We start from the raw sequence: 23,472 nt of genomic DNA on the forward strand, positions 1-23,472 counted from the left end.
CTCGCGGGCCGTTAGGCTGATCGCATGTCGTCAGCGAGCCGTTACACATATCTCGGTCCGGAAGGCACCTTCACCGAGGCGGCGCTTCGGATGCTGCCGGAGGCCGCCACCCGCGAGCTGGTCCCGATGATCTCCGTCCCCGCCGCGCTGGACGCGGTGCGCGACGGCGAGGCGGGCGGCGCGCTGGTGCCGATCGAGAACTCCGTCGAGGGCGGCATCACCGCCACGCTGGACGAGCTGGCCTTCGGCCGGCCCCTGATGATCTACCGCGAGGTGCTGCTGCCGATCGCGTTCGCGCTGCTGGTGCGGCCCGGCGTGCAGCTCACCGACGTCAAGACGGTGACCGGCCACCCGGCCGCGCAGGCCCAGGTGCGCAACTGGCTGGGCAAGCACCGGCCGGACGCGGTGTGGGAGTCGTCGGCGTCGAACGCGGACGGCGCCCGCCTGGTGCAGGAGGGCCGGTTCGACGGGGCCTTCGCCGGCGAGTTCGCGGCGCCGACGTACGGCCTGGTGCCGCTGGCCACCGACATCCATGACGCGCAGAACGCCACCACCCGCTTCGTGCTGGCGGGCCGGCCGGCCCGGCTGGCGGCGCCGACCGGCGCGGACAAGACCACCGCGGTGTTCTGGCTGCGCGACGACCACCCCGGCGCGCTGCTCGACCTGCTCCAGGAGTTCGCCATCCGCGGGGTGAACCTGATGCGGATCGAGTCGAGGCCGACCGGGCAGGGCCTGGGGCAGTACTGCTTCTCGGTGGACGCCGAGGGCCATCTGACCGACCGCCGGGTCGGCGAGACGCTGATGGGGCTGCGGCGGCGCTGCCTGAACGTGCGCTTCCTCGGCTCGTATCCGCGGGCCGACGAGCAGCCGGTGACCCCGGCCCGCGGGACGACGGACAACGAGTTCACCGAGGCCGCGGACTGGCTGAACCGGACGCTGGACGGACGCGGCTGAGCTGCGGTTCCCCGACTTACCCACAGATGCGGGAAAGTTATCCACAGGCAGGGCTCGCAGCCTGTGGGTAACTGGGGACATGTCGACAGAACAATCCGACGTAGTCGATAAATTGGTACACAGACACCAGAGCGGGCCAGAGTGGCCCAGGTCACTCCTCGTCAGCCCAATCCGCCCAACCCACTCTCCCGAGGGAGCATTTCTCACTCGAAAGTGAGTGTGGAACCGGTTTGGACGGGGAATCCTTTGCCGAACTCGGGCCCCGGGAAATGATCTCCGCGCTCCTCCACAGATCTTCCCCACACCCTGTGGACAAACAGCGGGTATCCGCGAACCGCCTGTGGATAACTTCGGACCGCAACCGCGTTCCGCACAGGATCAACTCCGGTTCTCCACAAGCCGGATGACCCGCAGGTGGGATGCCCGGAAATGGGTTGACGCGCGGTTTTTAGCCCCCTTATCCCTATTTCCCTCGCTTTCTCGGCGAAGCGCTCATATTGGACATAAAGCCCCTAACTTGTCGCGCCCGCCGCCCGTCCCCCGGTAGCCTGTTCACCGTGATCGACCTTCGCCTGCTCCGTGAGGACCCCGACCGTGTGCGCGCCTCCCAGCGCGCCCGTGGAGAGGACGTCGCACTCGTCGACGCCCTGCTCTCCGCCGACGAGCGGCGCCGGTCCTCCGGCACCCGCTTCGACGAACTGCGCTCCGAGCAGAAGCAGCTGGGCAAGCTGATCCCCAAGGCGCAGGGCGAGGAGAAGGCCGCGCTGCTCAAGCGCACCGGCGAGCTGTCCGCCGCGGTCAAGGCCGCCGACGCCGAGCAGCACGAGGCCGCCGAGGAGGCGCAGCGGCTGCTGCTCCAGCTCGGCAACCTGGTGCATCCCGACGCGCCGATCGGCGGCGAGGAGGACTTCGTCGTCCTCGAACAGCACGGCACCCCGCGCGATTTCGCCGCCGAGGGCTTCACCCCCCGGGACCACCTGGAGCTGGGCGAGCTGCTCGGCGCCATCGACACCGAACGCGGCGCCAAGGTGTCGGGTTCGCGGTTCTACTACCTGACCGGCATCGGCGCGTTGCTCGAACTCGCCCTGGTCAACGCGGCCATCGCCCAGGCCGCCGAGGCCGGCTTCACCCCCATGCTCACCCCCAACCTGGTCAAGCCCGCCGCCATGGCGGGCACCGGCTACCTCGGCCAGGTCGAGGACGACGTCTACCACCTCGACAAGGACGACCTGTACCTGGTCGGCACCTCCGAGGTGCCGCTCGCCGCCTACCACATGGACGAGATCATCGACGCGGGCCGGCTGCCGCTGCGCTACGCGGGCTTCTCGCCCTGCTACCGGCGCGAGGCCGGCTCGTACGGCAAGGACACCAGGGGCATCTTCCGGGTGCACCAGTTCGACAAGGTCGAGATGTTCGTCTACACCACCCCGGACGAGGCGGAGGCCGAGCACCAGCGGCTGCTGGCCTGGGAGAAGCAGTGGCTGACCGCCCTGGAGCTGCCGTTCCAGGTGATCGAGCTGGCCAGCGGCGACCTGGGCGCGTCCGCCAGCCGCAAGTTCGACTGCGAGGCGTGGATCCCCACCCAGGGCAAGTACCGCGAGCTGACCTCCACCTCCAACACCCTGGAGTTCCAGGCGCGCCGGCTGTCGGTGCGGATGCGTGACGCGTCCGGCACCCGGCCGCTGGCCACGCTCAACGGCACGCTGTGCGCGGTGACCAGGACCATCGTGGCGATCCTGGAGAACCACCAGCTGGCGGACGGCTCGGTGCGGGTGCCCGAGGTGCTGCGGCCCTACCTGGGCGGGCGCGAGCTGATCGAACCGGTGGCCGCCGCGGGCGCCGGCAGCGCCGCCAAGTGACCTCCGCGCGGGTGCGCCCCTTCCCGTACCGGCTGGTGGCCACCGATCTGGACGGCACCCTGCTGCGCTCGGACAACACCGTCTCGCGGACCACCAGGGACGCGCTCGCGGCGGCCACCGCCGCGGGCGCGGTGCACATCATCGTCACCGGCCGCTCGGTGCCGTGGACCCGGCACGTCCTGGACGACCTCGGGTACGACGGTCTTGCGGTCTGCGGCCAGGGCGCGCAGGTCTACGACGCAGGCGCCCACCGGCTGCTCACCTCCGTCACCCTGGACCGGCAGCTGGCCGCCCTGGCGCTGGCCAAGGTCGAGGCCGAGGTCGGGCCGCTCGCGCTGGCCGCCAGCCGGGACGGGCTCAGCGGCGAGGTGCTGATCGGCCCGGGCTACCTCTACAACCCGAAGCTGCCGGTCATCCACCTGACCGACGACTCCGAGCTGTGGCGCGAACCGCTCAACAAGCTCTACCTCCAGCACCCCGACCTCACCGACGACGAGCTGGCCGAGGCCGCCCGGCGGGTGGCCGGCGACCTGGTCGGCGTCACCATGGCGGGCGAGGGCATCGTGGAGCTGCTGCCGCTCGGCCTGTCCAAGGCCACCGGCCTGTCGCTGGCCGCTCGCCGGCTCGGGGTGACCGCCGAGCAGACCATCGCCTTCGGCGACATGCCCAACGACATCCCGATGTTCGGCTGGGCCGCGCAGGGCGTGGCCATGGCAAACGCCCACCCCGACCTGAAGGCCGTCGCCGACGAGATCACCGCGTCGAACGACGAGGACGGTATCGCGCTGGTACTCGACCGGCTGGCTGCCGGAACTGCGGAGTGAGCGCGTAGCAGGTCAGCCCGATCAGCACCGAGGCGAGATGGCCCAGGTTGGTGAAGGTCCGGTCGGCGGCCAGCCGGCCGCCGAAGTAGACCAGCACCAGGGCCAGATACGGCAGCCGCCACGGCCAGGGGATCCGGTAGGTCAGCACCCCGAGGGCGCCGGCCAGGCCGTAGCTCACCCCGATGTCCACGGTGTGCGCGAGCGCCGGTGACAGCCGGTCGTCCCTGATCCCGAAGAACACCGCCTTCTGGCTGATCAGGGTGGCCCCGATGTGCGCGGAGGCCACGGTGAACAGCCAGCGCCAGGTGCCGAGCCAGCGCTCGGCCGGCGCGTGCACCAGCTCGAACAGCACCCCGTAGGTCAGCAGCCCCGACGGTGTCTCTATCCACAGGGCGCTGGCCACCAGCACCCGCAGCGGGTGCTGGTGCAGCTCCACCAGGTTGGTGCTGACGTGGTGCAGCAGGTGCCAGCGGGTGTGCCGGGGCGCGGCGGCCACGATGCTGCTGGTGACCGCCAGGATCAGCAGCCAGATGTGGGTGCCGGGCGAGGACCGCACCCAGCGCACGGCCAGCCGCCCGGCGTCCCGCGCGGTGGCACGCCGCAGCCTCCCGGCGGCGGCACGGGCCCAGGGCCCGGCTCCGGCCGGGGGCTCGGGGCGGGCGGTCGGCGAGGTCTCGGGGGCCATCGCCCCCAGTCTTCACCGACTGGCTGTGTGCCGACCGCCTGTGTGCCGCCGTCCGGGAGCCGGGCGTGTCACTCCTCGCCGGCCAGCTTCAGGGTGCGCAGCCGGCGGCCGGCGTACCAGACGGCCAGTGCCGATGCCACGACCAGCAGGATGACCGCGGTGGGCAGCCCCACGTCGGAGCTGATGATGTCGCCGTGGCCTATCTTCTGGGCGATGGCCAGCGCCCACTGCTGGACGCTGAGCGTCCGGGCGCCGGGCACCACGTTGCCGACCACGGTCTCCCACACCAGCGCGTAGACCAGTCCGGCGACCACCGCGTGCCGGGTGATCACGCCGAGCATCAGGAAGATCGACGCGTAGGCGAGCGAGGCCACGGCGGCGGCGACCGCGTAGGCGACCGCTATGTTCTGCCCGTTGCCGTTGAGGATGTAGCCGGCCAGCAGGGTCGGAATCGCCGAGAACGCCACGGTGACGCCCATCGCGACCAGCAGTTTGGTGGAGATGATCGTGGAGCGTCTGATCGGCTTGGCCAGCAGGTAGACGATCGCCCCGTCGTCGATCTCGGGCGCGATGGCGCCGGTGCCGGCGATGACCCCGACCAGCGGCACCATCGTGCTGAGCGCGAAGCCCTGCAGCAGGTCGCTGGCGTTCTGGTCGTCGGCGCCGGTCAGTGCCCGGACGGCGACGACGATGATCAGCAGCAGCAGCGGCAGCGCGAACAGCAGCAGGGCGCGGCGGCGGCCGAGCAGCGCCCGGTAGGTCAGCCGGCCGACGGTCGGATGGAAGAGGGAGAAACCTGCGGCGGGTGCCTGCGAACGGGGCACGGCGGCGGTGGTGGACATGTCGTCGGCTCCTTACGCCGTGACCAGGTAGGAGAAGACGCTCTCCAGGGACTCGTCGGACGGCGAGACGGTGAAGAGCCGGATGCCGTGGTCACGGGCTATCCGGGGCAGGAACTCGGTGAACCCGGCGAAGTCGACCGCCTGGATGCGCAGCGCCTGCTCGGCGCCGTCCAGCTCGATGGCGGCGGTGGAGCCGTGCGCGATGAGCGCGGACGCCAGCTGCCGGTCGTCACTGGACCGGACCAGGTAGAGGTGCGGGCGGTCGGTCATCAGCCGGCGGATCTTGCGGAAGTCGCCGGAGGCCGCGTGCCGTCCGGCCACCACGACCTCGATGTGGTGCGCGAGCTGCTCGACCTCCTCCAGGATGTGCGAGGAGAACAGCACGGTCCTGCCCTCGTCGCCCATCCGCCGCAGCAGGTCCATCAGGTGCAGCCGCTGCCGCGGGTCCATGCCGTTGAACGGCTCGTCGAGCAGCAGCACCGACGGGTCGTGCACCAGCGCGGAGGCCATCTTGGCCCGCTGCCGCATGCCCTTGCTGTAGGTCTCGATCCGCCGGTCCTGCGCGTACTCCATCTCCACGGTGGCCAGTGCCCGCTGCGCGGCGGCCGCCGGGTCGGTCAGGCCGTGCAGTTCGGCGTTGGCGACCACGAACTCCCGCGCAGTCAGGAAGTCGTACATCGCCTCCCGCTCGGGGACGATGCCGATCTCGCGATACGCCTGCTCGTTGCGCCAGATCACGGCGCCGTCCAGGGTGACCGCGCCGGTGGAGGGGGCGAGGAAGCCGGCCATCATGTTGATCAGGGTGGACTTGCCGGCGCCGTTGGGGCCGAGCAGGCCGGTCACGCCGGGGCCGATCGACATGGTGATGTCGTTGACGGCGACCACGTTGCCGAACCAGCGCGAGACGTTGTCGATGGTGATCGTCGTCATCACAGACCGACCTTCCGGTAGCGGCGCATCAGCAGGCCGAAGGTGCCGGCGATGATCGCGAGGATCGCCACCAGGTAGACGAGGCCGGCCAGCGCATCGGGCGGTCCGTCGGCGCCGGGGAAGGCGGAGGTGGCGCCGAGGAACCAGGTCTGGAAGCCGTCGATCAGGGTGATCGGCGAGAAGAGGCCGAGCCAGCCGATGACGTCGTGCTTCTCCTGGTTGTTCGCCACGCCCTGGACGCTGGAGACGGCCCCGTAGGTGATGACGAACAGCGCGATGATGCCGGCGACGCCGAAGCCGCGGCGCGGTGTGATCGCGGCGATGACCAGGCTTATCCCGGCGAAGAGCAGGGACAGCAGTGCGGCGGACAACAGGCCCTTCGCAAACCCGGCGGTCTGGTGGCCGAAGCTGAGCTTCCCCAGCAGAGCGCCGACGTAGAGGATGACGAGCGGAACCGCGGTCAGCATGAACAGCGCGACGGCGAGCGCCGCGTACTTGGCGGCGACGTAGTCGACCCGTTCGATGGGCCGCGAGAAGTACAGCGGGGTGGTCTTGAAGCGCAGGTCGCGGGAGACCGACTGGGGCGCCTGCGAGGCGACGAACAAGGTGATGACCGCCTGGAGCACGACCACATAGCGGGTGTACTCCAGCGGCAGCTCGGTGCGGTTGGTGAAGATCGTAACCGCCACGAGGATGAGGGCGGGCACGCACATCGCGCCCACCAGCAGCATCGGCAGCACCTTGGACTTGCCGCTGCGGCCGAGGCCGTAGGCGCCGCGCAGGCTCTGGCTGAACAGCGACTTGCGGGAGTGGGCACGGCCGAGCCGCGGGCCGGTGTACTTGCGGTACCCGATGTTGTGGATGACGTCGGGCGGCGAGCCGGCCGATGGGCGGCCCGGGGTACTGCCGGGGGTGGCCAGGTCAGGCTGCGTCACGGTCGTCTCCTCTCTTGTCTGCCTCGTGGCCGGCCTCTTCGCCGGCGGTCTCTTCGTCGTCACTCGCTTCGTCGTCGGTGAACAGCTCGGCGATCTTGTGCCGGCGCTGCTCCATCCTGACCAGGCCGACGCCGAGCCCGGCCACCGCGTCCCGGACGGCGTCGTAGGTCTCGTCGCCCGCTATGTCCACATGCAGCAGGTGGCCGCTGGCCTGGGCGGTGAGCCCGGCGGCGGTCAGCGCGGCGAGCAGGTCGCCCTCGCGGTCGGTGACCTCGACCGCCAGCGACGCGGTGGCCTGGGTGAAGTCACTGGTGGACGAGGCCCGCAGCAGCGAGCCGCCGTCGATGACCACGATGTTGTCGCTGGTGCGCTCCAGCTCGCCGAGCAGGTGCGAGGTGACGAGCACCGAGATGCCGAAGTCGGTGTGCACCTTGCGGATCAGGCCCAGCATCTCGTCCCGGCCGGCCGGGTCGAGGCCGTTGGTCGGCTCGTCGAGCAGCACCAGCTGGGGGTCGTGGACCAGCGCCTGCGCGAGCTTGACGCGCTGCTTCATGCCCGTGGAGTAGCCGCCCATCGGGCGGTACCGCTCCTCGTACAGTCCGACGTGCCGCAGCGTGTCGGCGGTGCGCTCGCGGGCGGCGGTGGCCGGCAGGCCCGACATCCGGGCCATGTGGACCACGAACTCGGTCGCCGAGACGTCCGGCGGCAGGCAGTCGTGCTCCGGCATGTATCCGACCAGCGCGCGGATCTCCGCGCCGGACGTGGCCACGTCGAGCCCGAGCACGGCCGCACGACCCTCGGTCGCGGGGGACAGCCCCAGCAGGATTTTGATCAGGGTCGATTTGCCGGCGCCGTTGGCACCCACCAGCCCGGTCACGCCGGGGGCGATGTCGACGGTCAGCCGGTCAAGAGCGGTCACCCTCGGGAACCGCTTGCTCAGGCTTTCGGTAGCGATCACAGTCACGTGTTCGAAGGTAGTGGCCCGCACCACACTCGGTCGTCCCCCCGTGGGTCTGGATTCGGGTACTCCTGCGGACTGACCACCCCGTAAGGGGAATGAGGGCGGGGCTGATTTTTCACCAGGGTTGTCCCTCAGTGGTATCGCGGTCGTCCCCCGGTCGTACCTCCGCTGCCGTTCACCCGATCGGACCCTTGACCCTCCCACGAGCCGATGTCACATTGATTGATGTCAGTGTTGGCGCGGGAGGGCGAGAGGCGGGGGAGCGCGATGAGCGGGAGCGGGCAGGCGCGGGAGCGGTTCGTCACGGGTGGCGACGGGGTGCGGTTGTGCGTGGCCGAGTACGGAGACGCGGAGCTGCCCACGGTCCTGCTGCTGCACGGATATCCGGACAGCAAGGAGGTCTGGTCCGATGTGGCGGCGCTGCTGGCCGACCGCTTCCATGTGGTCCTCTATGACGTACGCGGGCACGGCCGCTCCGGCGCTCCCGAGCCGCTGCGCGGCGGCTTCACCCTGGAGAAGCTGACCGAGGACTTCCTCGCGGTGGCGGCGGCGGTCAGCCCCGACCGCCCGGTGCATCTGGTCGGCCACGACTGGGGGTCGGTGCAGGGCTGGGAGTTCGCCACCGTCGCCGGCACCCGGGGCCGGCTGGCCTCGTTCACCTCGGTCTCGGGCCCGTGCCTCGACCACTTCGGCCACTGGATCAAGCGCCGGGTGCGGCGCCCCACCCCGCGCCGGGCCGTCCAGGTGCTGAGCCAGGGTGCCAAGTCCTGGTACGTCTACGCGCTGCAGATCCCGGTACTGCCGGAACTGGCCTGGCGCGGGCCGCTCGGCAGGCAGTGGCCCAAGCTGCTGGCCCGCGCGGAGAAGATCCCCTCGGACCACTACCCGACATCCTCGCTCCGGGAGGATGCGGCGCACGGCGCCTGGCTGTACCGGGACAACGTGCGGCAGCGGCTCGGCAGCCCGCGGCAGGATCCGTACGCCCATGTGCCGGTGCAGCTGATCGTGCCGACCGGCGACGCCTTCCTCTCGCCGCACCTCTATGACGACCTGGAGCGCTGGGTACCGAAGCTGACCCGGCGCACCCTGCCGGCCAAGCACTGGGTGCCCCGGTCCCAGCCCGAGCAGATGGGCCGGTGGATCGCCGATCACGTGGTGGCGGTGGAGGACGCGGAGCCGGCCCCGGAAGGCGAGGGACCGGCGCCGGAAAGCGGCGCACAGCTCGTGCTGGTCACCGGCGCGGCCAGCGGCATCGGGCGGGCCACCGCGCTCGCCTTCGCCGAGGCCGGGGCGCGGGTGATCGCGGTCGACCGGGACGGGGAGGGAGCCGCGCGGACGGCGGCGGAGGCCGAGGCGGCCGGCGCCGCGGGCGCCTGGCCGGAAACGGTGGACGTGTCGGACGGCGAGGCGATGGAGAAGCTCGCCGCCCGCACCCTGGCCGCCCACGGCGTGCCCGACGTGGTGGTCAACAACGCCGGGATCGGCCTGGCCGGGCGGTTCCTGGACACCACGCCCGAGGACTGGAAGCAGGTGCTCGACGTCAACCTGTGGGGCGTCATCCACGGCTGCCGGCTGTACGGCAGGCAGATGGTGGAGCGCGGGCAGGGCGGCCATATCGTCAACACCGCCTCGGCCGCGGCCTTCCAGCCGTCCCGCTCGCTGCCCGCCTACAGCACCTCCAAGGCCGCCGTGCTGATGCTGAGCGAGTGCCTGCGGGCCGAGCTGGCGCCGTTCGGCATCGGGGTGAGCGCGATCTGCCCCGGCCTGGTCAACACGCCGATCACCGGCAGCGCCCGGCACACCGGGGTCGGCGCGGAGGAGCAGGAGCGGCGCAGGGCGCGTTCGGCCAAGCTCTACAAGCTGCGCAACTACCCGCCGGAGAAGGTCGCCCGGGCGATCGTGCGCGCGGTGCGGCGCGACATAGCGGTCGTCCCGGTCACCCCGGAGGCACACGGCCTGCGGATGCTGTCCCGGCTGTCCCCCGGGGCGCTGCGGACCCTGGCCCGAATAGATCCCCCACTGTAAGGAGGCACGCCCGTGAGCTATGCGATCAAGCCGCGCCGGGTCACGTTCGACTGGAAGCAGACCCCGCTGCACTGGATTCCGGCCGAGCCGACCGCGACGCATGTCATCAACGTGCTGCATCTGCTGCTGCCGGCCGGCGAGCGGTGGTTCGTGAAGGTGTTCAAGGAGGCGCTGCCGCTGGTCACCGACGAGCAACTGCTCAAGGACGTCAAGGGGTTCATGGGCCAGGAGGCCACCCACAGCGTGCAACACGCGTATGTGCTGGAGCACCTGGCGGAGCAGCGGCTCGACACCGGCGGGTACACCCGGCATGTGGAGTGGATGTTCGACGTGCTGCTGGGCGAGAAGCCGCCGTGGGGGGCGCCGATATCCCGGCGCGAGTGGCTGCGGTTCCGGCTGTCGCTGGTCGCGGCGATCGAGCACTTCACCGCGGTACTCGGCGACTGGATCCTGGACGCCGAGGCGCTGGACGGAGCGGGCACCGACGAGGTGATGCTCGACCTGCTGCGCTGGCACGGGGCGGAGGAGGTGGAGCACCGGGCGGTCGCGTTCGACATGTACCAGCACACCGCGGACACCGGCCGGGGCGTGGTGCGCTACCTGCGACGGGCGGAGGGGATGGCGCTGGCCTGGCCGACGCTGTTCTACCTGTGGGTGACCGGTGCCCGGTACCTGCTGCGGCACGACCCGACCCTCGACCAGGGCCGCTACCGCTTCAAGGACCACCGGGCCGCCGCCCGCCGGGGACTGCTGCCGTCCTGGCCGTCGCTGCACGCGACCATGCCCCGCTACCTGCGGCGGTCGTACCATCCGTCCCAGGAGGGCTCGATGAGCAAGGCCGTCGCGTATCTGGCGGCCTCCCCCGCCGCCCGGGCCGCCGGCGGGGCGAAGGGCGCGACCGCGGCCTCGTGAACCGGGGGCGTCCTGCCGACCGGAGGGCGGCCCCCGGAAGTGGGGGCGACCGAGAAAGTGAGGGGCGTGACCGCGTGACCACCGCCGCCGAGCAGCGCGCGTACCGGATCGAGGACCTGTCCCACCTCAGTGGGACCACGGTCCGCACGATCCGGGCGTACACCGACCGCGGGCTGCTGCCGAAGCCGGAGCGCCACGGCCGGGCCAACGTGTACGACGACACGCACCTGGCCCGGCTGCGGCAGATCGCCGACCTGCTGGAGCGCGGCTACACCCTGGCCAGCATCAAGGAGTTGCTGGCCGCGTGGGACGCGGGCACCGGGCTCGGCGGGGTGCTGGGCCTGGTGGGCGAGGTCGACCGGCCGTGGTCGGACGAGCGGCCGGCCCGGATCAGCCTGGACGAGCTGACGTCGTCGTTCGGCGGGGTCACCGATCTGACGGCGGTGCAGGACGCGCTGCGGCTGGGCGTGCTGGAGCCGGTGCCGGGCCGGGAGGACGAGTTCCTGGTGCCGAGCCCGCAGGAACTGGCCGTCGCCGTCGAACTGCACACGGCCGGGGTGCCGCTGCCGGCGATCACCGCGCATCTGGGCGAGTTGCGGGTGCAGGTGGAGCACATCTCGGAGCGGTTCCTGCAGTTCACCACCGAGTACGTCTTCCAGCGGTTCCTGCAGCCGCACCCGCCGACCGACGAGGAGGCGGCGGAGGCGGCGGCCCTGATCCGCAGGCTGCGCCCGCTCGCGCAGCAGACGGTGGACGCGGAGCTGGCCAGGGCGATGCGGTCCACGGCGACCGCGCACATACGCCACCACCTGGGCGAGGCCGTCCTCCCCGGCGCCCCCGCCCCGGCCCCCGCCCTGGCCCCGGCAGATCCCGGCCCGGATGCGGGCCCCGGCCCGGACGGCCCCGGCCCGGGTCCCGCCGAGGTCGCCGTGCCGCTGCCGGCCGCGACCGTGGCCGCGGTGCGGGAGTTGGTGGGCGACGACCACGTCCCGGCGTTCGTGGCCGCCGCCGCGGACCGGGAGGCCGCCGCCCGCCGGATGGACCGGCTCGCCGGGCGGGACTGACCCGCGGGGGCGCCGTGTTTGCCGGGGCGCCGGGTGCCGGGTGAGAAAGGTGTGGCGCGGCCCTTGACGGTGCGCAGACAGCCGCTGCAAGAATTCGTTGAGCTGTGGTGCGTTCTGTTGGGTGATCTGTTGACTGATGGTGGCTTTAAGGGGATGGCATCGTGCCGATCAACCGCAGGTCGTTCCTGGCGGTGGGCGCCGCGGCGGGGCCGCTGGTGACCGTCGCCGCGTCCGGCCGGGCCGCAGCCGCCCGGCCGCTGCCCGCCGAGGCCGCGCAGCGGTCGGTCGAGCTGGCGGACGGCTGGCGGTTCGCCCTGGTCAACCCGGCCGGTATCAGCGACCCGACCGGGGCGTACGCGGAGGCGGCCGACCCCGGGTACGACGACTCGGGCTGGCGCGAGGTTCCGGTGCCGCACGACTGGAGCATCGAGCTCACCCCGACCCCGGACTCCGGCACCACCGGCGGCACCGGGTTCCTCCCGGGCGGCCTGGGCTGGTACCGCAACACGTTCACGCTGCCCAAGAGCCTGGCGGGCAAGCGGATCAGCGTCGAGTTCGACGGCGTGTACATGGACTCGTACGTCTACTGCAACGGCGAGCCGGCCGGCAACCACCCCTACGGCTACACCGGTTTCGCCTTCGACCTCACCGGGCTGCTGCACACCGACGGCAGCACGGCCAACGTCATCGCCGTCAAGGTGCAGAACCAGCTGCCCAGCAGCCGCTGGTACTCCGGCAGCGGCATCTACCGCAACGCGCGGCTGGTCGTCACCGACCCGGTGCACGTACGGCGCTGGGGCACCTATGTGACCACCCCCGACCTCGTCGAGAACCTCGCCCGCGGCCGGGCCACCGTGCGGGTGGAGACCGCGGTCGTCAACGAGTCCGGCGCGGGGCCGGCCGGCACCGCGGTCACCGTGACGTCCACCATCCGGGGCGCGGACGGCCGGGCGGTCGCCGAGAGCAGCACCGCCCGCACGGTGGGCGCGGCAGCGGAGACCGTCGTGCAGGAGGTGACCGTCAGCCGGCCGCGGCTGTGGTCGCTGGACAGCCCGTATCTGTACAGCGTGCAGACCCGGCTGCGGGTCGGCGGCCGGACGGTGGACACGTACACGACCCCGTTCGGCATCCGCTACCTGGCGGTCGATCCGGACGACGGGCTGACGGTCAACGGCGAGTACGCCAAGCTGCGGGGCGTCGATCTGCACCACGACCAGGGCGCGCTGGGCACGGCGATCAACCGGGACGCGCTGCTGCGGCAGATGACGATCATGAAGTCGATGGGCGTCAACGCGTTCCGCACCTCGCACAACCCGCCCTCGCCCGAGATGATCTCGGTCTGCGAGGAGCTGGGCATCCTGATGATGGTCGAGGCGTTCGACTGCTGGCACACCGGCAAGACCGCCCACGACTACGGGCGCTTCTTCGACGAGTGGTGCGACCGGGATGTCGCGGAGATGGTGGGCGCGGCCCGCAACTCGCCCGCGGTGCTGATGTGGTCCATCGGCAACGAGATCCCCGACTCCACCAGCACGGCGGGCCTCGCCATGGCCCAGCGGATCATCGACGGCATCCGCGCGCTCGACGCCTCGCGCCCGGTGGTGATCGGCTCCGACAAGTACCGCTCGCTGCCCGCTCCCGGCTCAGCGGCCGACCTGATGCTCGGCAAGCTCGACGGCCTCGGCCTGAACTACAACCCCGCCGACTCCGTGGACGGCCTGCACGCCCGCTATCCGCACCTGTTCCTCTTCGAGTCCGAGTCGTCCTCCGAGACCTCCACCCGCGGCACCTACCAGGACCCCGCGCACCTGAACACCGGCGAGAACTACACCCCCGGCAGGCGCGCCACCTCGTCCTACGACAACAACCTCTCCTCGTGGACGATGAGCGGCGAGTACGGGCTGAAGAAGGACCGCGACCGGAAGTTCTTCCTCGGGCAGTTCCTGTGGTCGGGCACGGACTACATCGGGGAGCCGACGCCGTACAACGTCTTCCCGGTGAAGGCCTCGTTCTTCGGCGCGGTGGACACCGCGGGCTTCGCCAAGGACGCCTACCACCTGTTCCGCAGCCAGTGGGTGCCGGCGGACCGGGAGCCGATGGTCCACCTGCTGCCGATGGACTGGACGAGCTACCGGCCGGGCGAGACCGTCGAGGTGTGGGCGTATGCGAACGTCGACACCGTCGAGCTGTTCCTGAACGGGCGGTCGCTGGGCGTGCGGAGGTTCGACACGAAGACGACCGTCGACGGCCGCCGGTATCTGGAGACCACCGAGGCGACCGGCGACGACAAGACCGTCACGTCCGGCCCCTACCCCGGCAGTTACACCAGCCCCAACGGCAGCGCGGGCAAGCTGCACCTCAGCTGGCAGGTGCCGTTCGCGGCCGGCGAGCTCAAGGCGGTGGCCCGGCGCGGCGAGCGGACCGTGGCCACCGACGTGCTGCGCACCGCCGGCGCGCCGCACGCGCTGCGGCTGACGGCGGACCGTACGGCGATCGGCGCCGACGGCCGGTCGCTGGCGTACCTCACCGCCGACGTGATCGACGCGCACGGCGTGCTGGTGCCCGAGGCCGATGATCTGATCACCTTCCGGGTCACCGGCGGCGGCTCCCTCGCCGGGGTGGACAACGGCCGCGAGGAGAGCGCCGAGCGCTATCAGGCCAGCACCAGGACCGCGTTCCACGGCAAGGCGCTGGCGATCGTCCAGTCCGGTACGAGGCCGGGGCCGATCACCGTCACGGCGAGCGCCGACGGGCTGCGCGCGACCACCGTCACCCTGCGCGCCACCCCCGCGCAGCCGCGTACCAGCACCGCGCCGCGTGCCTTCGCGCCCGACCCGGGGCCGGCCGCGCCCGTCTACCCGCTGGCGGACGCCAGTTACTCCGGCGCCCCGGACACCGTGCCGGCCGCGATGCTCGACGGCGACCCGGCGACCGGCTGGTCGAACGCGTTCGCCAAGTCCGCCACCGCGCTGCTGCCGGCCTTCAGCCAGGCGCGGCCCGGTGACTGGGTGTCCGTCAGCTGGCAGTCGGAGCGGACGGTCGACGCGGTCGAGGTCTCGTTCACCGCCGACGCGCGGCACACGCTCCCGGCGGCGGTGGCGGTCTCGTACTGGGACGGGCAGCGCTACGTCCCGGCCCGCGGCCAGGCGACCGAGTGGGCCACCGCGTCCGACGCGCCGACCACGGTCACCTTCAGCCCGGTCAGCACCGCGACGCTGCGGCTCACGCTGACCAGCGCGCACCCGTCGGGCGCGGACGGCGCCCAGCGGATCACGACCCTCACCGTCCGCCCGGAGTAGCAGCCCCCGAAAGACGGGCCCGGCTCAGGCGGCGCGCCTGCGCCGGACCACCGAGGCCAGCCATCCGGCCGCCGTGAGCAGCCAGACCGCCGCGGCGATCCAGAGCAGCACGGTGCCGAGGCCGTGCAGCCAGGACACGTGGGCGGCCTGGCCGGTGGAGAGCGAGGCCACGGCCGTCATGCCGAGCGGGAAGACGGTCGACCAGCGGCGCAGGTCGTAGTGCGGGCGCGGCCGGGCGATCTCGGCGGCGGCCAGCACCGCGTACCAGGCGAGGTCGAGCGCGAGCAGGACGAGGGTGGCGGCGCGCAGCGCGCGGTGGGCGTCGCCCGTCCACAGCGGTGAGGCGGTGAGTTTGGAGCCGGCCAGCGCGGAGATCGCCAGCGCGCCCGCGGCCACCCAGTGGTCGCCGGCCCCGGTGAACACCTGCCGGAAGTCGAACCGGACCAGCGCCTCGGCGTAGAGGACGACGCCGAGGCAGCCGACGACGAGCGCGGCGCGGGCCAGCCAGTCGCCGGAGCCGGCCAGCGCCAGGGTGCCGCCGAGCACCGCCAGGCTCTGGGTGGCGACGCACACCAGGAAGACGGCGCCCGGCTCCGGCCGCTTCCAGTGCCGCATGACCGACACCAGCAGCCATGGCCAGGCGACGGCCGCCACCGCGAGCAGCGCCAGCGCGAGCGACTGCCCGCCGGCCAGCGAGATCCGGGTGCCGAGCACGCAGGTCGCCGCGACGGCGGTGAGCGCGGGCGGGTTCGCGGCGCTCGCCTGCCACCCGGCCCGGTCGTAGCCGAGCTGGACGGCGAAGGCCAGCGCCAGCACCACCCACAGCGCGGCGGCGATCGTCAGCAGGACGGCGGACAGCGCGGCGTGCTGGGTCAGCCGCATCCCCACCGACAGGATGCCGGTCGCCATGACGGCGGCCCCGGCGCCCGGCGGGACGGCGCGCAGCGAATCGAGCGCGCGTGCGGCGCCGGATCCGTGGTCGGGACGGCCCGAGAGTGTGCTCACCGTTTCATCGCACTGCACCGCGCGCCAATGCGCCACCGCGCGGGGCCGAAGAGAGGACCGGCGGCGCGTCGCGGCCGTCCCCGGGACCCCGATCGGCCAACGTGAACCATTCGAGATGGTTCGTCCTGGAAGAGGCCGGCATGCGGGAGAGCGCGCACGACTCAGGACCACGCGACGGCGCCGGCGCCACCGCTGCCCCGGCCACCCCCGCCGGGCCCGGGACCGGGACGAACACCGGGACGAACACCGGGCCTGACGCCGGCGCCCTGCTGCTCAAGGCCGGCCGCTGGTTCCGCCGCGGCGAGACCGCCCCCGACCTGCACAGCGAGCACCTCAAGGGCGGCCGGGAGGGCGACCGCTTCTACCGCGAGCGCTGGAGCCACGACAAGGTCGTCAACTCCACCCACGGCGTGAACTGCACCGGCTCCTGCCGCTGGAAGGTGTACGTCAAGGAAGGCATCATCACCTGGGAGACCCAGGCCATCGACTACCCCACCGTCGGCCCGGACCGCCCCGAGTACGAGCCGCGCGGCTGCCCGCGCGGCGCCGCCTTCTCCTGGTACACCTACTCGCCGACCCGGGTCCGCTACCCCTACATCCGGGGCGTGCTGCTCGACCTGTACCGGGAGGCCAGGGCCAGGCTCGGCGACCCGGTGCTCGCCTGGGCCGACCTGCAGGCCGACCCCGAGCGCCGCCGCCGCTACCAGCAGGCCCGCGGCAAGGGCGGCCTGGTGCGGGCGGGCTGGGACGAGGCCGTGGAGATCATCGCCGCCGCGCATGTGCACACCATCAAGGCGTACGGCCCCGACCGGGTGGCCGGCTTCTCGCCGATCCCGGCGATGTCGATGGTCTCGCACGCGGCCGGCGCCCGCTTCATGTCGCTGATCGGCGCCCCGATGCTGTCGTTCTACGACTGGTACGCGGATCTGCCGGTGGCCTCGCCGCAGGTGTTCGGCGACCAGACGGACGTGCCGGAGTCGGGCGACTGGTGGGACGCGGCGTATCTGATGATGTGGGGCTCCAACGTCCCCGTCACCCGCACGCCGGACGCGCACTGGATGGCCGAGGCCCGCTACCGGGGCCAGAAGGTCGTGGTGGTCGCGCCGGACTACGCCGACAACGCCAAGTTCGCCGACGAGTGGCTGCACCCGCACCCCGGGACGGACGGGGCGCTGGCGATCGGCATGGGCCACGTCATCCTGAAGGAGTTCTTCGTCGACCGGCAGGTGCCGTTCTTCACGGACTACGTGCGGCGGTACACCGACCTGCCGTTCCTCGTCACGCTGGCGGAGCGGGACGGGGCGTGGGTCCCGGACAAGTTCCTCCGCGAAGCGGACCTGGACGCGGACCCGGACGCGGACGTGGGCCTGGACGATCGAGGCGCCGGCCCGGACGGTCGACGCGCCGGCCCGGACGGTCACGACCCCGGCTCCGCCCAGTGGAAGACCGCCGTCTGGGACGAGGCCACCGAGCGCCCGGCCGTCCCCGGCGGCTCCATCGGCTTCCGCTGGGAGAAGCCCGCCCAGGACGCCGGCCCCGCCGCCCCCGGAGAACCCGTCGGCCCCGGCCAACCGGAAGCCCCCCGCTGGAACCTCGACCTCGGCCCGATCGCCCCCGCCCTCACCCTCCTCGGCCGCCCCGGCGCCGCCCCCGCCGAGGTGCTGCTCCCCCGCTTCGACACCGACGGCGGCCCGCACGGCCAGGGCGAGGGCGACGTCGTCCGCCGCGGCGTCCCCGCGATCCGGCTGCCCGGCGGCCGGCTGGTCACCACCGTCCACGACCTGCTGCTCGCGCAGTACGGCGTCGGCCGCGACGGCCTGCCCGGCGACTGGCCGGGCTCCTACGAGGACGCCGACAGCCCCGGCACCCCCGGCTGGCAGCAGGCCCACACCTCCGTGCCGGCCGCCGCCTGCGTCCGGATCGCCCGCGAGTTCGCGGCCACCGCCGAGCGGTCCGAGGGCCGCTGCATGATCCTGATGGGCGCGGGCACCAACCACTGGTTCCACTCCGAGACGATCTACCGCGCCTTCCTCGCCCTGCTCCAGCTCACCGGCTGCCAGGGGCGCAACGGCGGCGGCTGGGCGCACTACGTCGGGCAGGAGAAGTGCCGTCCGTCGACCGGCTGGGCGACGCTGGCCGGCGCCGCCGACTGGTCCCGGCCGCCCCGGCAGGCGATCGGCACCGCGTACTGGTTCCTGCACACCGACCAGTGGCGCTACGACCGCTTCCCCGCCGACGTGCTCGCCTCGCCGCTCGGGAAGGGCCGGTTCGCCGGGATGACCGCGGCCGACTGCCTGGCGCAGGCGACCAGGGCGGGCTGGATGCCGTCCTATCCGACGTTCGACCGCAACCCGCTCGACCTCGGCGAGGCGCCCGATCCGGTCGGGTCAGCGGTCGCCGAACTCACCGCGGGCACGCTGAAGTTCGCCGGCGAGGACCCGGACGCCCCGCGGAACTGGCCCCGGGTGCTGACCCTTTGGCGGGCCAACCTGCTGGGCTCCTCGGCCAAGGGCGCCGAGTACTTCACCAAGCACCTGCTCGGCACCCACTCCTCGCTGCGCGCGCAGGAGGCGGGCCCGGACGTCCGGCCGCGGGACGTCGTCTGGCACGAGCGGGCACCGGAGGGGAAGTTGGACCTGCTGCTGTCGCTGGACTTCCGGATGACGTCCTCGACGCTGCTGTCCGACATCACGCTGCCCGCCGCGACCTGGTACGAGAAGCACGACCTGTCGAGCACCGACATGCACCCGTACGTGCACGCCTTCTCGCCGGCGATCGACCCGCCGTGGCAGGCCAGGACCGACTTCGACGCGTTCCACGCCATCGCGGGCCGGTTCAGCGAACTCGCCGTCGAACACCTGGGCACCCGCAAGGACCTGGTCGCCACCGCGCTGCAACACGACACCCCCGGCGAGATCGCCCAGCCCGGCGGGCTCGCCCTGGACTGGCGGCGCGGCGAGTGCGCACCTGTGCCCGGCGCCACCATGCCCGGCCTGACCGTCGTGGAGCGCGACTACACCGCGATCGCCGCGAAGATGGCCGCGCTCGGCCCGCTGGTGGAGGAGTTGGGCCTGCCCGCGAAGGGCATCGCGCTGCGCCCCGACACCGAGGTCGAGGTGCTGCGGGCGCTCAACGGCGCGGCCACCGGCGGCGGCCTCGCCGACGGCCGGCCGCTGCTCGACACCGCCGTGAAGGCGGCCAACGCCGTCCTGGCGCTGTCCGGCACCACCAACGGCCGGCTCGCCGTGCAGGGTTTCCGCACCCTGGAGAAGAAGACCGGCCGGCCGATGGCCCACCTCGCCGAGCACGACGAGAACCGGCGGACCACCTACGCCGACACGCAGGCCGCGCCCGTTCCCGTCGTCACCTCGCCCGAGTGGTCGGGCAGCGAGTCCGGCGGCCGCCGCTACAGCCCGTTCACCCAGAACGTCGAGCAGCTCAAGCCGTGGCACACCCTCACCGGCCGCCAGCAGTTCTTCCTCGACCACGACTGGATGCACGAGCTCGGCGAGGCGCTGCCGGTCTACCGGCCGCCGCTGGACATGCACCGGCTGTTCGGCGAACCGGTGCTCGGCCCGGACGGCCAACGGGAGGTCACCGTCCGCTACTTGACCCCGCACAACAAGTGGTCGATCCACTCCGAGTACCAGGACAACCTGTTCATGCTGTCGCTGTCCCGCGGCGGCCAGGTCATCTGGATGTCCCCGCAGGACGCGGACGCGATCGGCGTGCGCGACAACGAGTGGATCGAGGCCGTCAACCGCAACGGCGTCGTCGTCGCCCGCGCGATCGTCTCGCACCGGATGCCGGCCGGCACCGTCTACATGCACCACGCCCAGGAGCGCACCGTCGCCGTCCCGAAGTCGCAGAGCACCGGCCGCCGCGGCGGCGTCCACAACTCGCTGACCCGGCTGCTGGTCAAACCCAGCCATCTCATCGGCGGCTACGCCCAGTTGAGCTGGGCCTTCAACTACCTGGGCCCGACCGGCAACCAGCGGGACGAGGTCACCGTGATCCGCCGCCGCAGCCAGGAGGTGACGTACTGATGCGGGTCATGGCGCAGGTCGCGATGGTGATGAACCTCGACAAGTGCATCGGCTGCCACACGTGTTCGGTCACCTGCAAGCAGACGTGGACCAACCGGCGCGGCATGGAGTACGCCTGGTTCAACAACGTCGAGACCCGGCCCGGCCAGGGCTACCCGCGGCGCTGGCAGGACCAGGACACCTGGCGCGGCGGCTGGCGGCTCAACCGGCGCGGCGCGCTCACCCTGCGGGCCGGCAGCCGGATCGCCCGGCTGGCGAACATCTTCGCCAGCCCCGTGCTGCCGGGCATCAAGGACTACTACGAGCCGTGGACGTACGACTACCAGAACCTCGTCAACGCCCCGCTGGGCGAGGACTATCCGGTGGCCGAGCCGCGCTCGCTGCTCACCGGCAAGCCGATGAAGATCGAGTGGAGCTCCAACTGGGACGACGACCTGGGCGGTTCGGTCGAGCTCGGGGACGCGGACCCGCTGGTGGCCAGGACGCGCGAGCAGGCGGGCGGACGGAACGGCGGGCAGGACGGCGGGCAGGACGGGGAGCAGGCGGGCGAACAGGCTCGTGAACAGGCCGGCCGGGCCGCGGAGAAGGTGCGGACCGCGTTCGAGCAGACCTTCATGTTCTACCTGCCGCGGATCTGCGAGCACTGCCTGAACCCGTCGTGCGTCGCCTCCTGCCCCTCCGGCGCGATCTACAAGCGCGAGGAGGACGGCATCGTGCTGGTCGACCAGGACCACTGCCGCGGCTGGCGGCAGTGCGTGACCAGCTGCCCGTACAAGAAGATCTACTTCAACCACCGCACCGGCAAGGCCGAGAAGTGCACGTTCTGCTACCCGCGGATCGAGGTCGGGCTGCCCACCGTGTGCTCAGAGACCTGCGTGGGCCGGCTGCGCTACCTCGGGGTGATGCTCTACGACGCGGACGCGGTGACGGCTGCCGCCTCGGTCCCGGAGGACCGCGACCTGCACGAGGCCCAACTCGGCGTGTTCCTCGACCCGGAGGACCCCGCGGTGCGGCGGGCCGCCGAACGCGACGGCGTCGCCCACGACTGGATCGAGGCGGCCCGCCGCTCCCCGGTGTACGCGCTGGTCAGCAGGCACCGGGTGGCGCTGCCGCTGCACCCGGAATACCGCACGATGCCGATGGTCTGGTACATCCCGCCGCTGTCCCCGGTGGTGGAGGCGCTGACCGAGACCGGCTTCGACGGGGAGGACGCCGGCAACCTGTTCGGCGCGATCGACAGCCTGCGGATCCCGGTGGAGTACCTGGCCGAGCTGTTCACGGCGGGCGATCCGGCCCCGGTCCGGGCCTCGTTGGAGAAGCTGGCGGCGATGCGCGCGCACATGCGCGCGGTCAACCTCGGTGAGGCGGCCGCCGGTTCGCCGTCGGACGCGGCCGGGGCGGTCGGCATGTCGGGGACGGAGATCGAGGAGATGTACCGGTTGCTGGCGATCGCCAAGTACGAGGAGCGGTACGTGATTCCGACCGCGGCGGTGGGCGACGCGCGGCGACTTGAGGAGTCGGCGATGCCGGCCGAGTGCTCCCTGGACCACGACGGCGGGCCGGGGATGGGCGGCGGGATCGGCGACTCGGCTGACGGCAAAGGGCCGTTCGGCGAGGACTCGGGTCGGCGCCGGCTGCCGCTGGTCACGCTGGAGAACTTCCACGCGCTGCGCAGGCGGCAGACCAGCGACGACGAGGAGCAGCGGTGAGCGGGCAGCGGCGGTCGGGGCCGTCGCCGGTGCCGTACGAGACCGCCGTCCTCTACCAGGCCGCGGCCCGGCTGCTGGTCTACCCCGACCAGACACTGGTCGACCATCTCCCGCTGCTGCGCGCCGCGTTGGCGACCGGCGGCAAACCGTCCAGGCTGCTGCTCCCCCTGGTGGACCACCTCACCGGCCCCGAACTGCCCGCGCTCGCCACCGAGTACGTCCGCACCTTCGACTTCACCAGCCGGCACTGCCTGCACCTGACCTGGTGGACCGACGGCGACACCCGTCGGCGGGGCGCGGCACTCGTCCGCTTCAAGGAGCGCTACCGCGCGCACGGCCTCGAACCGACCGACGCGCCCGGCGACGACGACCTGCCCGACTTCCTGCCGGTGGTCCTGGAGTTCAGCGCGTTCGCCCGCACCGACGTACTGCTGCGCGAACACCGCCCGGCCCTCGAACTGCTGCGGCTGGCCCTGACCGAGAGCGGCACGCCTTACGCCCGGGTGCTGGAAGCGGTCTGCGCCACCCTGCCCGGCGCGTCACCCGCGGACCGCGCGCAGGCGATGGCGATGGCCCGCAACGGCCCGCCGACCGAGGACGTGGGCCTGACACCGTACGGCCACTTGGGTCTGCTGCCCGTACTCACTGCCGACAGCCCGGAGACCGGAGACCGCCGATGAACACTCTGCTGTGGGGCGCCCTGCCGTACGTGGCGTTCGCGCTGCTCGTCAGCGGCCTGGTCTGGCGGCACCGTTACGACGCGTTCGGCTGGACCACCCGCTCGTCGCAGATCTACGAGTCGCGGCTGCTGTCGATCGCCTCGCCGGCGTTCCACTACGGCATCCTCTTCGTCCTGGCCGGCCACCTGCTGGGCCTGTTCGTACCGGCCTCCTGGACGGACGCGATCGGCGTGGACGAGCACGTCTACCACCTGTTCTCGCTGATCGGCGGCACGCTGGCGGGCCTGCTCGCGATCGCGGGCATCGCCGCGCTGATCTACCGCCGCCGCACGAACGCCCCGGTGCTGCTGGCGACCACCCGCAACGACAAGTTCATGTACGTCCTGCTGCTCGGCGAGATCGCGATGGGCCTGTACGCCAAGCTCACCAACTCCTCGTTCCAGCACGGCTACGACTACCGCACGACGATCGCCCCGTGGGCCCGCAGCCTGTTCGCCCTCAACCCGAGAACCGACCTGATGACCCACGTCCCGGTCACCTACCGCATCCACGCGGTCCTCGGCATGCTCCTGATCGCCGTGGTCCCCTACACCCGCCTGGTCCACATGTTCAGCGCCCCTGTCCAATACCTCTTCCGCCCTTACATCGTCTACCGCTCCCGCCCCACCACCCCCGACCCTCAACACTGGAACAGCCTCGACGCCTGAGCCCGCCAACGCCTCCGGGCGTGGCTCGCCTGTTT

Annotated in this window: 17 protein-coding genes; 11 read left to right on the plus strand and 6 right to left on the minus strand. The window is 72.1% G+C overall.

Annotated features, from left to right (window positions below; all coding sequences use genetic code 11):
* Positions 1 to 24: 24 nt before the first annotated feature.
* From pheA to ACQPW6_RS18695, 3 genes are all read left to right on the plus strand, one after another.
* The gene (pheA, locus tag ACQPW6_RS18685) at positions 25 to 954 is read left to right on the plus strand and encodes a prephenate dehydratase (protein WP_433890776.1); all 930 of its coding nucleotides are present in this window, start codon (positions 25 to 27) and stop codon (positions 952 to 954) included.
* Positions 955 to 1,511: 557 nt separating this feature from the next.
* A complete protein-coding gene (serS, locus tag ACQPW6_RS18690) occupies positions 1,512 to 2,813 on the plus strand; it encodes a serine--tRNA ligase (protein ID WP_433890777.1) in 1,302 nt (433 codons plus the stop codon).
* Positions 2,810 to 3,637, plus strand: a complete 828-nt coding sequence (locus ACQPW6_RS18695) for an HAD family hydrolase (RefSeq protein WP_433890778.1) — start codon at positions 2,810 to 2,812, stop codon at positions 3,635 to 3,637. Before serS ends, ACQPW6_RS18695 begins: the two co-directional genes overlap by 4 nt.
* Here the strand turns inward: ACQPW6_RS18695 and ACQPW6_RS18700 are convergent.
* From ACQPW6_RS18700 to ACQPW6_RS18720, 5 genes are all read right to left on the minus strand, one after another.
* Complete coding sequence (locus ACQPW6_RS18700; RefSeq protein WP_433890779.1) at positions 3,567 to 4,322, minus strand: rhomboid-like protein; 756 nt, start codon at positions 4,320 to 4,322, stop codon at positions 3,567 to 3,569. The genes ACQPW6_RS18695 and ACQPW6_RS18700 overlap by 71 nt on opposite strands.
* Before the next feature lie 68 nt (positions 4,323 to 4,390).
* Positions 4,391 to 5,164, minus strand: a complete 774-nt coding sequence (locus tag ACQPW6_RS18705) for an ABC transporter permease subunit (RefSeq protein ID WP_433890780.1) — start codon at positions 5,162 to 5,164, stop codon at positions 4,391 to 4,393.
* A gap of 12 nt (positions 5,165 to 5,176) precedes the next feature.
* Positions 5,177 to 6,094: an ABC transporter ATP-binding protein gene (locus ACQPW6_RS18710; RefSeq protein WP_433890781.1), complete on the minus strand. Its 918-nt coding sequence runs from the start codon at positions 6,092 to 6,094 to the stop codon at positions 5,177 to 5,179.
* Positions 6,094 to 7,014 (minus strand): ABC-2 transporter permease, encoded by a 921-nt coding sequence (locus ACQPW6_RS18715; RefSeq protein ID WP_433894583.1) that lies wholly within the window; start codon positions 7,012 to 7,014, stop codon positions 6,094 to 6,096. The genes ACQPW6_RS18710 and ACQPW6_RS18715 overlap by 1 nt, the downstream gene beginning before the upstream one ends.
* A 1-nt stretch (position 7,015) precedes the next feature.
* Positions 7,016 to 8,020 carry an ABC transporter ATP-binding protein gene (locus tag ACQPW6_RS18720; protein WP_433890782.1) on the minus strand — a complete coding sequence of 335 codons (1,005 nt, stop codon included), beginning with the start codon at positions 8,018 to 8,020 and terminating at the stop codon, positions 7,016 to 7,018.
* Positions 8,021 to 8,257: 237 nt separating this feature from the next.
* Between ACQPW6_RS18720 and ACQPW6_RS18725 the strand changes: the two genes are divergently transcribed.
* The 4 genes from ACQPW6_RS18725 (at position 8,258) to ACQPW6_RS18740 (ending at position 15,290) form a co-directional block, all read left to right on the plus strand.
* Positions 8,258 to 10,015, plus strand: a complete 1,758-nt coding sequence (locus ACQPW6_RS18725) for an SDR family oxidoreductase (protein WP_433890783.1) — start codon at positions 8,258 to 8,260, stop codon at positions 10,013 to 10,015.
* 12 nt (positions 10,016 to 10,027) lie between these two features.
* Positions 10,028 to 10,927, plus strand: a complete 900-nt coding sequence (locus ACQPW6_RS18730) for a metal-dependent hydrolase (RefSeq protein WP_433890784.1) — start codon at positions 10,028 to 10,030, stop codon at positions 10,925 to 10,927.
* Between the two features lie 74 nt (positions 10,928 to 11,001).
* Complete coding sequence (locus ACQPW6_RS18735; protein WP_433890785.1) at positions 11,002 to 11,991, plus strand: MerR family transcriptional regulator; 990 nt, start codon at positions 11,002 to 11,004, stop codon at positions 11,989 to 11,991.
* A gap of 161 nt (positions 11,992 to 12,152) precedes the next feature.
* Positions 12,153 to 15,290, plus strand: a complete 3,138-nt coding sequence (locus ACQPW6_RS18740; RefSeq protein ID WP_433890786.1) for a glycoside hydrolase family 2 TIM barrel-domain containing protein — start codon at positions 12,153 to 12,155, stop codon at positions 15,288 to 15,290.
* Between the two features lie 24 nt (positions 15,291 to 15,314).
* On the opposite strand, the gene ACQPW6_RS18745 is transcribed toward ACQPW6_RS18740, so the two are convergent.
* Positions 15,315 to 16,295, minus strand: a complete 981-nt coding sequence (locus ACQPW6_RS18745; protein WP_433890787.1) for a tellurite resistance/C4-dicarboxylate transporter family protein — start codon at positions 16,293 to 16,295, stop codon at positions 15,315 to 15,317.
* 101 nt (positions 16,296 to 16,396) lie between these two features.
* Here ACQPW6_RS18745 and ACQPW6_RS18750 point away from each other — a divergent pair, with 101 nt between their 5' ends.
* The 4 genes from ACQPW6_RS18750 to narI are packed head-to-tail and all read left to right on the plus strand — an operon-like array spanning position 16,397 to position 23,437.
* Positions 16,397 to 20,341: a nitrate reductase subunit alpha gene (locus ACQPW6_RS18750; protein WP_433890788.1), complete on the plus strand. Its 3,945-nt coding sequence runs from the start codon at positions 16,397 to 16,399 to the stop codon at positions 20,339 to 20,341.
* Positions 20,341 to 22,050, plus strand: coding sequence for a nitrate reductase subunit beta (locus tag ACQPW6_RS18755; RefSeq protein WP_433890789.1), 1,710 nt, complete (start codon positions 20,341 to 20,343; stop codon positions 22,048 to 22,050). Before ACQPW6_RS18750 ends, ACQPW6_RS18755 begins: the two co-directional genes overlap by 1 nt.
* Entirely contained in the window at positions 22,047 to 22,730 is a 684-nt protein-coding gene (gene narJ / locus ACQPW6_RS18760) for a nitrate reductase molybdenum cofactor assembly chaperone (RefSeq protein WP_433890790.1), read from the plus strand. Before ACQPW6_RS18755 ends, narJ begins: the two co-directional genes overlap by 4 nt.
* Complete coding sequence (gene narI / locus ACQPW6_RS18765; protein ID WP_433890791.1) at positions 22,727 to 23,437, plus strand: respiratory nitrate reductase subunit gamma; 711 nt, start codon at positions 22,727 to 22,729, stop codon at positions 23,435 to 23,437. Before narJ ends, narI begins: the two co-directional genes overlap by 4 nt.
* Positions 23,438 to 23,472: the final 35 nt, after the last annotated feature.

This window comes from Streptomyces sp. CA-111067, assembly GCF_050956065.1.
Lineage (GTDB): Bacteria > Actinomycetota > Actinomycetes > Streptomycetales > Streptomycetaceae > Actinacidiphila.

What these genes read in the sequence shown, in the direction of transcription:
- ACQPW6_RS18700 (WP_433890779.1), bottom strand. Translation starts at nt 4,322, where the DNA reads ATGGCCCCCGAGACCTCGCCGACCGCCCGCCCCGAGCCCCCGGCCGGA.
- ACQPW6_RS18755 (WP_433890789.1), top strand. Translation starts at nt 20,341, where the DNA reads ATGCGGGTCATGGCGCAGGTCGCGATGGTGATGAACCTCGACAAGTGC.
- ACQPW6_RS18710 (WP_433890781.1), bottom strand. Translation starts at nt 6,094, where the DNA reads ATGACGACGATCACCATCGACAACGTCTCGCGCTGGTTCGGCAACGTG.
- narI (WP_433890791.1), top strand. Translation starts at nt 22,727, where the DNA reads ATGAACACTCTGCTGTGGGGCGCCCTGCCGTACGTGGCGTTCGCGCTG.
- ACQPW6_RS18725 (WP_433890783.1), top strand. Translation starts at nt 8,258, where the DNA reads ATGAGCGGGAGCGGGCAGGCGCGGGAGCGGTTCGTCACGGGTGGCGAC.
- pheA (WP_433890776.1), top strand. Translation starts at nt 25, where the DNA reads ATGTCGTCAGCGAGCCGTTACACATATCTCGGTCCGGAAGGCACCTTC.
- ACQPW6_RS18705 (WP_433890780.1), bottom strand. Translation starts at nt 5,164, where the DNA reads ATGTCCACCACCGCCGCCGTGCCCCGTTCGCAGGCACCCGCCGCAGGT.